This window comes from Reyranella massiliensis 521 (assembly GCF_000312425.1).
Lineage (GTDB): Bacteria > Pseudomonadota > Alphaproteobacteria > Reyranellales > Reyranellaceae > Reyranella > Reyranella massiliensis.
Genome location: NZ_HE997181.1, coordinates 3,104,074 through 3,116,070 on the forward strand (window position 1 = coordinate 3,104,074; position 11,997 = coordinate 3,116,070).

The 11,997-nt window shown below is 65.2% G+C and carries 13 protein-coding genes; 8 read left to right on the forward strand and 5 right to left on the reverse strand.

Annotated features, from left to right (window positions below):
- The gene (gene ccrA / locus BN60_RS15195) at nt 1-1,290 is read right to left on the reverse strand and encodes a crotonyl-CoA carboxylase/reductase (RefSeq protein WP_020696947.1); all 1,290 of its coding nucleotides are present in this window, start codon (nt 1,288-1,290) and stop codon (nt 1-3) included.
- A gap of 214 nt (nt 1,291-1,504) precedes the next feature.
- Between ccrA and BN60_RS15200 the strand changes: the two genes are divergently transcribed.
- From BN60_RS15200 to BN60_RS15210, 3 genes are all read left to right on the forward strand, one after another.
- Nucleotides 1,505-2,779 carry an LLM class flavin-dependent oxidoreductase gene (locus tag BN60_RS15200; protein ID WP_020696948.1) on the forward strand — a complete coding sequence of 425 codons (1,275 nt, stop codon included), beginning with the start codon at nt 1,505-1,507 and terminating at the stop codon, nt 2,777-2,779.
- A 4-nt stretch (nt 2,780-2,783) separates the two neighbouring features.
- On the forward strand, nt 2,784-3,575 hold the full coding sequence (locus tag BN60_RS15205; protein WP_177324827.1) for an alpha/beta fold hydrolase: 792 nt from the start codon (nt 2,784-2,786) through the stop codon (nt 3,573-3,575).
- 132 nt (nt 3,576-3,707) lie between these two features.
- Nucleotides 3,708-4,292, forward strand: a complete 585-nt coding sequence (locus tag BN60_RS15210; protein WP_148283433.1) for a hypothetical protein — start codon at nt 3,708-3,710, stop codon at nt 4,290-4,292.
- Between the two features lie 63 nt (nt 4,293-4,355).
- Here the strand turns inward: BN60_RS15210 and BN60_RS15215 are convergent, their stop codons facing one another.
- Nucleotides 4,356-4,640: a DUF427 domain-containing protein gene (locus tag BN60_RS15215; protein ID WP_020696951.1), complete on the reverse strand. Its 285-nt coding sequence runs from the start codon at nt 4,638-4,640 to the stop codon at nt 4,356-4,358.
- 164 nt (nt 4,641-4,804) lie between these two features.
- On the opposite strand from BN60_RS15215, the gene BN60_RS15220 reads away from it, so the two are divergent.
- Genes BN60_RS15220 through BN60_RS15230 form a run of 3 tightly spaced genes read left to right on the forward strand, consistent with a single transcriptional unit; the run spans nt 4,805 to nt 6,719 of the window.
- Nucleotides 4,805-5,617 carry an alpha/beta fold hydrolase gene (locus BN60_RS15220; RefSeq protein ID WP_020696952.1) on the forward strand — a complete coding sequence of 271 codons (813 nt, stop codon included), beginning with the start codon at nt 4,805-4,807 and terminating at the stop codon, nt 5,615-5,617.
- 5 nt (nt 5,618-5,622) lie between these two features.
- Nucleotides 5,623-6,396, forward strand: coding sequence for a thioesterase family protein (locus tag BN60_RS15225; protein ID WP_020696953.1), 774 nt, complete (start codon nt 5,623-5,625; stop codon nt 6,394-6,396).
- Between the two features lie 11 nt (nt 6,397-6,407).
- Nucleotides 6,408-6,719, forward strand: a complete 312-nt coding sequence (locus tag BN60_RS15230; protein WP_020696954.1) for a putative quinol monooxygenase — start codon at nt 6,408-6,410, stop codon at nt 6,717-6,719.
- Here the strand turns inward: BN60_RS15230 and cysS are convergent.
- Both cysS and gltX read right to left on the reverse strand, forming a co-directional pair.
- Nucleotides 6,716-8,047 carry a cysteine--tRNA ligase gene (gene cysS / locus BN60_RS15235; protein WP_020696955.1) on the reverse strand — a complete coding sequence of 444 codons (1,332 nt, stop codon included), beginning with the start codon at nt 8,045-8,047 and terminating at the stop codon, nt 6,716-6,718. The two genes, BN60_RS15230 and cysS, sit on opposite strands and share 4 nt — an antisense overlap.
- A 171-nt stretch (nt 8,048-8,218) precedes the next feature.
- Nucleotides 8,219-9,571, reverse strand: coding sequence for a glutamate--tRNA ligase (gltX, locus tag BN60_RS15240; RefSeq protein ID WP_020696956.1), 1,353 nt, complete (start codon nt 9,569-9,571; stop codon nt 8,219-8,221).
- Between the two features lie 169 nt (nt 9,572-9,740).
- Between gltX and BN60_RS15245 the strand changes: the two genes are divergently transcribed.
- A complete protein-coding gene (locus tag BN60_RS15245) occupies nt 9,741-10,457 on the forward strand; it encodes a dienelactone hydrolase family protein (RefSeq protein ID WP_020696957.1) in 717 nt (238 codons plus the stop codon).
- A gap of 32 nt (nt 10,458-10,489) precedes the next feature.
- A complete protein-coding gene (locus BN60_RS15250) occupies nt 10,490-11,464 on the forward strand; it encodes a Bug family tripartite tricarboxylate transporter substrate binding protein (RefSeq protein WP_020696958.1) in 975 nt (324 codons plus the stop codon).
- A gap of 23 nt (nt 11,465-11,487) precedes the next feature.
- Here BN60_RS15250 and BN60_RS15255 read toward each other — a convergent pair whose 3' ends face one another.
- Nucleotides 11,488-11,928, reverse strand: coding sequence for a hypothetical protein (locus BN60_RS15255; RefSeq protein ID WP_148283434.1), 441 nt, complete (start codon nt 11,926-11,928; stop codon nt 11,488-11,490).
- Nucleotides 11,929-11,997: the final 69 nt, after the last annotated feature.

Here is an 11,997-nt window from a genome sequence, read left to right on the forward strand (position 1 = left end):
TCAGTCGTCGATGGCGTCTTCGAGGGTGCGCAGGCCGGGGCGCTTGGCCGAGACCAGCACCGCCATGTTTCCGGGCTTGTGCTGGTTCTTCCACATCTTGGTGTGGGCCTTGGGAATGTCGGCCCAGTCGAAGACCTCGCTCATGCAGGGATCGATGCGACGCTCGATCACCAGCTGGTTGGCCTGGCTGGCCTGCAGCAGGTTGGCGAAGTGGCTGCCCTGGATGCGCTTCTGGCGCATCCACACGAAGCGGGCGTCCATGGTGAGGTTGTAGCCGGTGGTGCCGGCGCAGAAGACCACCATGCCGCCGCGCTTCACGATGAAGCACGAGACCGGGAAAGTCTGTTCGCCCGGATGCTCGAAGACGAAATCGACGTCGTTGCCCTTGCCGGTATGTTCCCAGATCGCCGCACCGAACTTGCGGCACTTCTTCATGTACTCGGCATAGCCCGCCTGATCGTCGACGTCGGGCAGCTGGCCCCAGCAGTCGAAATCGTTGCGGTTGATGACGCCGCGTGCGCCGAGCGACATCACGAAGTCCTTCTTCGACGGATCGGAGATCACGCCGATGGCGTTGGCGCCTGCGGTGGCGATGAGCTGCACGGCCATGGAGCCGATGCCGCCTGCCGCGCCCCACACCAGCACGTTATGGCCGGGACGCAGGATGTGCGGACGATGGCCGAACAGCATGCGGTAGGCCGTGGCGAGCGTGAGGGTGTAGCAGGCACTCTCTTCCCAGGTGAGATGCTGGGCGCGCTTCATGAGCTGGCGGGCCTGCACCTTGCAGAACTGCGCAAACGAACCGTCGGGCGTCTCGTAGCCCCAGATGCGCTGGCTGGTGGAGAACATCGGATCGCCGCCGTTGCACTCCTCGTCGTCGCCATCGTCCTGGTTACAGTGGATGACGACCTCGTCGCCGACCTTCCACCGCTTCACCTTGGCGCCGACGGCCCAGACGATTCCCGAGGCGTCGGAGCCCGCGATGTGGAACGGCTGCTTGTGCACGTCGAACGGCGAGATCGGCAGGCCGAGGCCCGCCCAGACGCCATTGTAGTTCACACCGGCTGCCATCACGAGAACCAGCACCTCGTCCTCGCCGATCGTGTGGGTCGGCACGACTTCGAGCTGCATGGACTGCTCGGGCGGACCGTGGCGGTCGCGCCGGATTACCCACGCATACATGTTCTTCGGCACGTGCCCGAGCGGCGGGATTTCACCGATCTCGTAAAGATCCTTCTTCGGCTGGTTGGCCGTGGGATGCTGGCGAGCCGCAAAAGCGACGACGGTCATGGCAAAGCCTCCTGCAATGCGGCAAAGCTATTGTTGCGCTCGCGAGATTGCAACGCACAAAATACTATTCCGAAAGAATGACGCAGGGGAAAAACAATAAAATTACGCCCGCCTCGCGGAAATCACAGATTGCGCCCTGCGCAGGAGTCAGGGCAGGCTTCTCCCAGGTAAACGATCGTTTACCTCAAAGGCCTGAGTTTAGGGAGAAAGCGCCATGAAGCTCATGTGGTTCCACCTGATGCCGTACACGGAGCTTCCCGACGACTTCAATCAGAAGCACCCGAGCGTCTGGGTCGACATCCATTCCTCGCTGTTCGACCCCAAGCGCGCGCATCACATGTACAACGACTTCATGGACGAGCTCGAATACGCCGCCGAGCTCGGCTACGATGCGGTCTGTGTGAACGAGCATCATTCCAACGGCTACGGCCTGATGCCCTCGCCCAACCTCATCGCCTCGTCGCTGGCCCGTCGCACGACCGACACCGCGCTCTGCGTCATGGGCAATTCGCTGGCGCTCTACAATCCGCCGACGCGCGTGGCCGAAGAGTTCGCGATGATCGACTGCATCTCGGGCGGCCGGCTGATCGCCGGCTTCCCGGTCGGCTCGCCGATGGACACCTGCTACGCCTATGGCCAGAACCCCAGCCTGCTGCGCGAGCGCTATTACGAAGCGCACGACCTGGTGAAGAAGGCGTGGACCGAAAAGGACACCTTCGCCTTCTCGGGCCGCTACAACCAGCAGCGCTACGTCAACATCTGGCCGCGGCCGATCCAGAACGATCCGCATCCGCCGATCTGGATCCCGGGCGGCGGCTCGGTCGAGACCTGGCGGTGGTGCGCGGAGATGGACTACGTCTACTGCTACCTCTCCTACTACGGCTACAAGGCCGGGCTCAGCACGATGCAGGGCTTCTGGACGGAGATGGAGAAGCTCGGCAAGGACCGTAATCCCTACCGCGCCGGCTTCCTGCAGTTCGTGGGCGTCGCCGAAAGCCGCCAGCAGGCGCTCGATCTCTACACCGAGCCCGCCGAATACTTTTACGGCCGCTGCCTGCATGTCGATGCCCGCTTCGCAACGCCGCCCGGCTACACGACGGAGGCCACGCAGCGCGCCGGCATCGAGAGCATGGTGGCCAAGGCGGCCAATACGGCGAGCTATTCGAGCAAGCTCAGCCTCAAGGCCACCAACATGAAGGACATCGTGGATGGCGGCTACGTCATCGTCGGCTCGCCCGATGAGGTCGTGGAGCAAATCCGCCACGTCGCCAAGAGCCTCAACGTCGGCCATCTCATGCTGCTGCTGCAGTACGGCAACATGAGCAAGGACACCACCAAGTACAACACGCGGCTGTTCGCCGAGAAGGTGATGCCGAAGGTCAAGGACCTGTTCGGTGAATGGGAAGACAAATGGTGGCCCAAACCGATGGCCAAGGGCCAGCGCGCCGCCGTCCCTGCCTTCCGTCCGCAAACCGTCGCCGCGGAGTAGTCCCGTGTCCCAGCCTGTGACGACGACCGTCGAGGTCAACGGTTTCCCCTGCCGCGTCTGGACCAAGGGCAAGGGCCCCAAGGTCGGCTTCCTGGCAGGCCTGGGTGGCCTGCCGCGCTGGCTACCGTTCCTCGACCGGCTCGCCGAAACCCGCACGGTGATCGCCCCGTCGCTGCCGGGATATCCGGGAGCGACCGGCCACACCGAGCTCGACAGTCACCTCGACTGGGTGCTGGCGGTACGCCAGCTGATCGACAAGGCGGGTCTCGCCGGAGCCGACCTAGTCGGCGCGTCGGTGGGCGGCGCCTTCGCGGCCGAAATGGCAGCGATCTTCCCGGCCCATGTCGGCCGGCTGGTTCTGGTCGCCCCCTTCGGCCTGTTCGATGCCCAGGAGCCGGCGGCCGACCCCTGGGCCCAGCGCCGGGACGTGCTGCCGGGCCTGATGTGCGCCGACGGCGGCAAGTGGACCGCTCTCGTGACGCCTCCGGAGGGCGCCAATTCCATCGAATGGCCGATCGAGATGAGCCGGGCCTCCGAAGCCGCCGCGCGCGCCTTCTGGCCGCTCGGCAATACGCGACTGGAAAAGCGGCTCGGCCTGATCGCAGCCCCAACCCTCGTTCTGTGGGGCGACCGGGATGCCCTGCTGCCGCCGAGCTATGCACAGAAATTCGCGGCGGGGATCGGTGGGGGAAGTAACGGCGCGACGCGGGTCGAAACCGTCCCCGGGGCCGGCCATCTCGCCTACCTCGATCAACCCGAGGCCGTCGCCCGGGCGGTCCTGAGCCATCTCGGTTGACAACTCCGTGATCGCTGAAAATCCCGGCGTTGCTGGGAAAACAGGCGCCCTTCGTGGTTGCGTCGCCAATTCTGATCGCTATTGTCCGGCGCGTTAGGTTTTGCGAGGTGCACGGCAATGACGAACCGTTCGATGAAGTTGACCGCGGGTTTCTCTTTGTTTGCGGCAGTTCTGGCGGTCGGGATGAGCCTGCCCGAGCGGCAGGTGGCGGCCCAGGTGAAGCCCGTTCCCCGCGAAGGCGTGGCCTTCAACGACACCGTGACCGCACGGGTCAAGATCGAGATGGTCGACCCCGAAAGCCGCACCGTCGCCTTCACCTCGACGACCGGCCAGCTCGTTATCCTTCCGGTGACGGACAGCGTCACCAACCTTGCGGCGATCCAGGACAACTCGATGGCCAACGTCACCTACACCGAGGTGATCACCATGCTGAACCTGCGCCAGAAGGGCCCGGGTTCCAAGGAAGCCCGCCGCGACCAGATGGACAACAAGCCCAATGCGACGGATGTCGAGGCCGGTCGCTTCACGCTGACGGTCGTCGGCGTCGACCTTGCCAAGAACTCCGTCTCGGTGATCGACGGCCGCGGCGGTGCGGTGCGCACCTACGCCGCGAACACGATCGCCAAGCAGGACATGCTGAAGAAGATCAAGGTCGGCGATGTCGTGATCGGCATGACGACGCCGCTCCTGGTCACGGCGATCTCGCCGGCAAGCTGACCCATCTCTCCGGACCCATGTGAAACGGCCGGCATTGCCGGCCGTTTTCTTTTGCCGTTTTGCCTAGGACGTGACGCTGACGTCTTCCCAGAAGCCGATCCAGTGATCGACCGGCTGCATGCGCTGCTGCGGCGCCTCGTAGGACCAGGCCGCGCGCGAGCTGCGCCGATCGCCTTCGGCAACATCGTAGAATTGGACGCCATGGGGACATTTGAGATCGCTCGCCGTCCTGGGCGCGATCTGCAGCAGGTCCATGCGCACCGACTCGCGAGGGAAATAGCGGTAGCCATCGACTTCGAGAGTCCGATCGCTTTCGGCGATCACCTTGCCCTGCCAAACAGCCTTCATGACGGTCGTCCTCCGGTCATGCCCAGCATATGGGAAGCGCCCTTCACCCTGTCGAGGCCGTGCCTCGCGCAACCTCATTACCGCCCACATCATCGCGAAAACGCCGAAACGGACGCATCTCCGAAGCACGGGCAACTTACACCCGAGTAACCAAGGAGACAGCGATGACCCGCCCCGCTTTCGCCGAACCCCGCGACGGCCACCTCCTCGCCTATCGCGACGAAGGCAGTGGCCCTCCGGTCGTGTTCATCCATGGCTGGTCGCTGTCCGGCGCAATCTGGCAGCCGCAGCTCGACTTCCTCGTCGCCAACGGCCATCGCGTCATCGTCTACGATCGGCGCGGCCATGGCCGGTCGGCAAAACCCGCGACCGGCTACGACTACGACACACTTTCCGACGATCTCGCCGCGATCCTCGCCTGTACCGGCGTCACCGAGGCGACGCTCGTCGGCCATTCGATGGGCAGCGGCGAGATCGCACGTTACTTCGCGCGGCACGGCGGCAGGCACATCGCTCGCACGGTCTTCGTGGCGCCGACCACGCCCTTTGCGCTCAAGACCGACGACAACCCCGAAGGCACGGACCGGGCAGCCTTCGACCAGCTCGTGGCCGTGCTCGAAGCCGATCCAAAGCAATATTTGACGGCCGGCGCTCCGAGCCTCGTCGGTCCCGACGCCCCGCCAGAAACGCTCACCTGGGCGCTCGACATGGCCTATCAAGCCGATCCTCAGGCCCTGGTGAAATGCGTCCGTGCCTTTACCGAGACCGACTTCCGGTCCGACCTCGGGGCGATCAAAGTGCCGACCTTGGTCGTCTACGGCACGGCCGATCTGCCCATGATCGCCAGCAATGCCCGTCGCACGCATGCAGCGATTGCCGGCAGCCGCCTCGACGCCTATGAAGGCGCGCCCCACGGCTTGTTCATCACCGACCGCGAGCGCTTCAATGCCGACCTGCTCCGGTTTGCACGGAGCTAATCAGCATGGAGTCGATCTATCGCGTCGAGGGTGCCGCGGCCGAGACCAGCACCTTTGCCGGCGGGCCCTGGAACCCCAAGCTGCAGCACGGCGCTGCCCCCTCTTCACTCATCTGCTGGGCAGTCGAGCGTCTTCCTTCGCCTGTGCCGATGCGGGTCGTGCGCCTGACCGTCGATCTCATGCGCCCGGTGCCCGTCGCGCCCCTCACGATCGAGACCGAGATCGTCCGCGAAGGCCGCAAGATCCAGCTCGTGTCGGTGAAGCTGCTGGCCGACGGTGCCGAGGTGGTGCGCGCGAGCGCCCTGCGCATCCGCGTCGAGCCCAACGAGACGCCGGCCATCGCGAACGGACCGGCTATAGCGCTGCCGATGCCCGACCTCTGCGGACCTCCGGATTTCTTTGCGACCGAGACGCCGTTCCTGAAGGGCATCGAAATGCGCGTCGCCAAGGGCGGCTTCCGCATCCCCGGCCCGGCGGCGATCTGGTATCGCGCGACCCGGCCGATCGTGGCCGACGCCGCGATCTCGCCACTGATGCGGGCCGCCATCGCCGCCGACTTCTGCAACGGCACCTCGTCGGTCTTCGACATGAAGGACTGGACCTTCATCAACGCCGATCTATCGGTGAGTCTCGGCCGCGAGCCGGTCGGCGAGTGGATCCTGCTCGATGCCGAAACCTGGGTCGGACCCGACTGCGTCGGCATCGCCGCGGCGCGCCTTGCCGATACAACGGGCTATTTCGGACGCGCCGTACAGAGCATCATCTTCGAGAAACGTTGAGGGAGGCCCGGATGCTGATCGTGCTCGCCGACGCCCGTTTCGATCCGGCGCAGGTCGATCAGGTGCGCGCCCTCGCCCGCCCGATGATCGAAGCCTCGCGCGCCGAGCCGGGCTGCGCCGGCTACGACTATGCGTTCGACCTGCTCGAACCCGATCTGATGCGGGTGCGCGAGTGGTGGAAGGACGAGCAGGCGCTCAAGGATCATTTCGCGACGCCGCACATGGCGGCATTCCTAAAGGGCCTGCACGCCCTCCGGCCCAAATCCGTCACCATCAAGTGTCACGAGCTGGGGCCCGAGCGGAAGATGCCGAACGCGGCTTAGCCGCGTTTCCAGGTCGTACCCTTCGGCCCGTCCTCCAGAATGACACCCTTAGCCTTGAGGTCGTCGCGGATGCGATCGGACTCCTTGAAGTCCCGGGCCTTGCGCGCCGCCTGACGGGCAGCGATTGCAGCTTCGATCTCCGCATCCGACGGACCGCCAGCGGCCGCCGCCGGCATCCAGCGGAACCAGACCTCGGCGTCCTGCTGCAACAGGCCGAGCGCTCCGGCACCGGCCTTCAGCTCCGACGGATCGCGTAACTGGTGAACGGCGCTGATGGCCTGCGGCGTGTTGAGATCGTCCGCCAACGCCTCCTCGACGCTCGCGGACACAGGAACCGACTTCAGTTCTTTGCCGCGCAGCGCGCCGTACCAGCGGTCGAGCGTCGCCTTGGCCTGCGTCAGCCCTTCATGCGTGAAGTCGAGCGGCTGACGGTAATGCGCCGACAGCAGCAGCAGGCGGATCGCTTCGCCGGGATACTGATCGAGCAGTTCGTGGACCGTGAAGAAGTTGCCCAGCGACTTGCTCATCTTCTCGCCGGAGATGTTCAGGAAGCCGTTGTGCATCCAGTACTTGGCCATGATGGCGTGACCGAAAGCAGACCGACTCTGCGCGATCTCGTTCTCGTGGTGCGGGAAGATGAGGTCGAGACCACCAGCGTGGATGTCGAAAGTCTCGCCGAGATGAGCGGCACTCATGGCCGAGCATTCGATATGCCAGCCCGGCCGACCGCGGCCCCACGGACTCACCCAGCCGGCCTGCGCCTCGGTCGAGGGCTTCCACAATACGAAGTCGGCCGGATCTCTCTTGTAGGGCGCCACGTCGACCCGGGCGCCGGCGATCAGTTCGTCGCGCGAGCGGCGCGACAGGCGGCCATAGTCATCCATGCTCGGCACGCTGAACAGGACATGCCCTTCCGCCGCATAGGCGTGCCCGCGCTCGATCAGCCGCTCGATCAGGGCGATCATCTCGCCGACATACTGCGTCGCGCGCGGTTCGACGTCGGGCGGCAGCGCGCCGAGCCGGGCCATGTCGCTCTGATAGGCGGCGGCGGTGCGCTCGGTGAGCTGCTCGATCGGCTCCTTGTTCTCCAACGCCCGGGTCATGATCTTGTCGTCGATGTCCGTGATGTTGCGGACATAGGTGACGCGCGGATAGCGCCGCTTCAGCAGGCGATAGAGCACGTCGAAGGCGACGACCGGTCGGGCATTGCCGATATGGACGTAGTCGTAGACCGTCGGGCCGCAGACATAGAGCCGGACATTGGAGGCATCGAGCGGCGCGAAGGGTTCCTTCTCGCGCGACAGCGTGTTGTAGATGACGAGGGACATCGCCCCTTGCTCCCGAATTCACATACGAACGAAGGCTGACCGGACCCGGGCGGGTCTCAGACCTCGATACATCGCGCGCTGAACGCGCCGGGGAGGAAGAACAGCGACATGGCGGCAACCTATACGAAGGGTTCTTGCCGCGCAATTGACGCCCGGCGGCAACGGCTTTCCTCAGGCGGTGCGACCACCGAGCCGCGCCTCGACCCGGGCGCGTCCGATCAGCGGCAGGAGCTTCGCCATCTCCGGGCCTTTCTCCTGCGCCGTCAGCGCCAGTCGCAGCGGATGGAAGAGCTGACGGCCCTTGCGGCCTGTCGCCGACGTGACGGCGCTCGTCCATGCTTTCCAGCTCGTTTCATCCCACGGGTCCGCCGGAAGGAGAGCGGCCGCTTCGGCGAGGAAGGCCGAATCTTCGAGGACCGGCGAAATGGGGCCGCTCACGACCGTCGCCCAATCCTTGGCGTCGCCCAAGGTCGCGATGTTTCCGCGAATGGCGAGCCAGAAGGCCTCGCCAAGATCGGACGCCATGCCGGCCAGCCGTTCCTTCACCGTCGCGTAGGGCAACATGTGCAAGGTGCGCGCGCTGAGCTGCGCGAGTTCATCCTCCGAGAAGCGGGCGGATGCGCGTCCGACTCGGGCAAAATCCATCGACGCCACGAGCGTGTCGAGCGAGGCGACGGGCTCGACGGCATCGGCGGTCCCCAATCGCGCCAGCAGGGCGGAGATGGCCAGCGCCTCGATGCCGCGTTCGCGCAGGTCGGCGATGGAGAGCGAGCCTGTCCGCTTGCTCAAGCCTCCACCCGCCGCATCGACCAGCAGCGGCAGATGGGCAAAGACCGGCACGGCCGCCTCCAACGCCTGGAACATCTGGATCTGCGCGCCGGTGTTGGTGACGTGATCTTCGCCGCGGATCACATGCGTAATGGCAAAGGCGATGTCGTCGACCACCGAGGTGAAGCTGTAGAGATAGGTGCCGTCGGCGCGCACGAGCACGGGATCGCTCTGGCTTGCTTCGTCGACATGCTGGGCACCGCGCACCATGTCGTCCCAGCGCACTTCTTCGGCAATGAGCTTGAACCGCCAATGCGGCCGGCGCCCCTCGCCCTCCAGCCGGCGGCGGTCGTCGTCGGAGAGTTTGAGCGCGGCACGGTCGTAGACCGGCGGACGGCCCTGCGCGAGCAATCGCTTGCGCTTGAACTCGAGTTCCTCCGGCGTCTCGTAGCAAGGGTAGAGCCGGCCGGCCGCGATCAGTCGGTCACGCGCAGCATCATAGTGCGCCAGGCGATCCGACTGTTTCTCTTTGCGATCCCAGTCGAGGCCGAGCCAGGCGAGATCGCGCTCGATCCCCTGCTCGAACTCCGCGCGGCTGCGGGCGCGATCGGTGTCGTCGAGGCGCAGGATGAACGTCCCGCCCTGCTGCTTGGCATAGAGCCAGTTAAACAATGCAGCCCGGATGTTGCCGACATGCAGCAGCCCGGTCGGGCTCGGCGCGAAGCGGACGACGGGTGGAGAGGCGGGAGAAACCATGCGAGGCGACTTGTGGCGAGCGCGTGTTGGCGGGTCAAGCCGGCTCCGGCAGAGCAGCCCAAGCTGTTCTGGATGCAATAGAATCCAGAGCACGACCTCCCACCCGCTGCTTCCAGCCGGCCGGGACGTGCTCTAGTGTCGCCGGCAACTGGAGAGGAAACCAACAAACATGCACACGCAGGACATCGAATACAGTGCCGATGGCGTCCGCATGATCGGGCAGTATGTCGTCGACGACAGCAAGCCCGGCCGTCGTGCGGGGGTGCTGGTCTGCCACGAAGGGCCGGGCCTCACCGACCACACGAAGAAGATTGCCGCTCGACTGGCCGGCCTCGGCTACGCCGCCTTCGCCATGGACTATCACGGCGACGGCAAGCCGTTGGCCGACAGAACCCAGACGATGGCGCGGCTGGCTCCCTGGATGGCCGATCCCAGTGGGATCCGCACCCGCGCGCTCGCCGCCCTCGATGTGCTGAAGTCGCAGAAGGAAGTCGATCCCGCGAAACTCGCGGCCATTGGCTATTGCTTCGGCGGCACGACGGCCCTCGAGGTCGCCCGCAGCGGCGCCGATGTGAAGGCGATCGTGGGCTTCCACTCTGGCCTTGCGACGGCGCGGCCACAGGACGCGAAGAACATCAAAGGCAAGGTGCTGGTCTGTATCGGCGCCGACGATCCGATCATCCCGCCCGCGCAGCGCGCCGCCTTCGAAAGCGAAATGATGGCCGCCGGCATCGACTGGCGCCTGCAGCTTTATGGCGGCGCCGGCCACAGTTTCACCAATCCAGAGGCCGATTCGCGCGGCATGAAAGGCTTCTTCTTCCACGAGGCAACCGATCGCCGTTCGTGGAACGCCATGATCGAACTGTTCGACGAAACGCTGAAGTAGAGCCACAAGAAACGCTTGGGAGGATTCCGACAATGAAACGCCGTCAACTCATCGTGGCGAGCGCCGCCGCATTGGCCGCTCCGTCGATTGTACGCGCTCAGACCAAGTATCCTGATCGCCCGGTCCGCCTCATCGTACCGTTTCCGCCGGCCGGCCCGACCGACATCATCGGCCGCATGGTCGCCGAGAAGATGACGGGCCTGCTCGGCCAGAACATGGTCGTCGAGAACAAGGCCGGGGCGGCCGGATCGATCGGCGCCGTCGAGGTCAAGAACGCCAAGCCGGACGGCTACACCTTCCTCTTCGCCCCCTCCTCGACGCACGCGATCAACCCCACTGCGTTCGTGAAGCCACTCTACGATCCCATCAAGGATTTCACGCCGATCTCGTCGATCTGCGTCAACCCGCTGGTCATCGTCGCGCATCCTTCGATGCCCGACACGCTGATGGGCCTGGTCGAGTTGATGAAGAAGAACCCCGGCAAGTATTCCTATGGCTCTTCGGGCGCCGGCGGCATCACCCATCTTGCGGGTGAATACCTCAAGATGTCGGTCGGCGGCATGAATGTGGAGCACATCCCCTATCGCGGTTCCATGCCTGCCCTACAGGACATGATGGCGGGCAATGTCGTCTGGATGTTCGAGACCATCAGCACGACCCTGCAGTTCCACCGCCAGGGGCGCGTACGCATCTTGGGCTACGCCCATGCCAAGCGCGCGCCCGCAGCACCGGACATCCCCACGGTGATCGAGGCCGGCGTGCCGGGTTATGAGGCCTACACCTTCAACCTGATCCTGGGGCCCGCCAACACCCCCAAGGAGGTCGTCGACGTCGTCGATCAGGCGACTCGCAAGCTGATGACCGACAAGGCCTTTACCGATTCTCTGGAAAAGATTGCTGCCGTGCCGGCACTCGATACGACTCCGGAGCGCACGGAAAAGTTCATCAAGGATGAGCTGGCCAAATGGGCGCCTGTGATCAAGGCGGCCGGCGTAAAGATCGAGTAAGAGCAGCGCCGATCTACGCCTGATCAGCGATAGCCGGCGGGCGGCGGCACGTTGCCGGGCGCCGGCGTAATCGGTGCCTGCTGCGGCACCTGCGACGGCGTCGGCAGATTCATGGCTCCTGGGCCCGCCCCGACGCCGGCTCCGGCACCTTCGCTGGGCGCAGCGACGCGGCCGGGGGCGTCCTGGCCAGTGGTGCTGATGTAATAGCCGGCGACGGCGTTCGACCCGTCACCCGCCGTCTTGGCGGGCACGTCGATCACACCGACGCGCTCGCCGCTCTTGTCGATACGATAGCCCTCGGCATCGAGCTGATAGCCTTCATTGTCGATGCGAACGCCCCCGGGATGGGTCCTGAAGGCGGCCGGCGGCGTCACTTCGTTGTACAGGGGCTGAGGCAGGGGATCGCCGCAGGCTGCGAGCGTCGACGCACCGAGCATCGCGGCAATCAAACGTCTCGCAGTCATCGATCCCCCTCGGAAACCTGTTCCATGTCTATCATAGCGGAAACCCTGTTCGTCCCGAAAGGCCTCCCG

Coding starts and splice junctions, on each gene's coding strand:
- BN60_RS15220 (WP_020696952.1), top strand. CDS start 4,805: ATGACCCGCCCCGCTTTCGCCGAACCCCGCGACGGCCACCTCCTCGCC.
- BN60_RS15225 (WP_020696953.1), top strand. CDS start 5,623: ATGGAGTCGATCTATCGCGTCGAGGGTGCCGCGGCCGAGACCAGCACC.
- ccrA (WP_020696947.1), bottom strand. CDS start 1,290: ATGACCGTCGTCGCTTTTGCGGCTCGCCAGCATCCCACGGCCAACCAG.
- BN60_RS15245 (WP_020696957.1), top strand. CDS start 9,741: ATGCACACGCAGGACATCGAATACAGTGCCGATGGCGTCCGCATGATC.
- BN60_RS15215 (WP_020696951.1), bottom strand. CDS start 4,640: ATGAAGGCTGTTTGGCAGGGCAAGGTGATCGCCGAAAGCGATCGGACT.
- BN60_RS15230 (WP_020696954.1), top strand. CDS start 6,408: ATGCTGATCGTGCTCGCCGACGCCCGTTTCGATCCGGCGCAGGTCGAT.
- cysS (WP_020696955.1), bottom strand. CDS start 8,047: ATGTCCCTCGTCATCTACAACACGCTGTCGCGCGAGAAGGAACCCTTC.
- BN60_RS15210 (WP_148283433.1), top strand. CDS start 3,708: ATGAAGTTGACCGCGGGTTTCTCTTTGTTTGCGGCAGTTCTGGCGGTC.
- BN60_RS15255 (WP_148283434.1), bottom strand. CDS start 11,928: ATGACTGCGAGACGTTTGATTGCCGCGATGCTCGGTGCGTCGACGCTC.
- BN60_RS15250 (WP_020696958.1), top strand. CDS start 10,490: ATGAAACGCCGTCAACTCATCGTGGCGAGCGCCGCCGCATTGGCCGCT.
- BN60_RS15200 (WP_020696948.1), top strand. CDS start 1,505: ATGAAGCTCATGTGGTTCCACCTGATGCCGTACACGGAGCTTCCCGAC.
- gltX (WP_020696956.1), bottom strand. CDS start 9,571: ATGGTTTCTCCCGCCTCTCCACCCGTCGTCCGCTTCGCGCCGAGCCCG.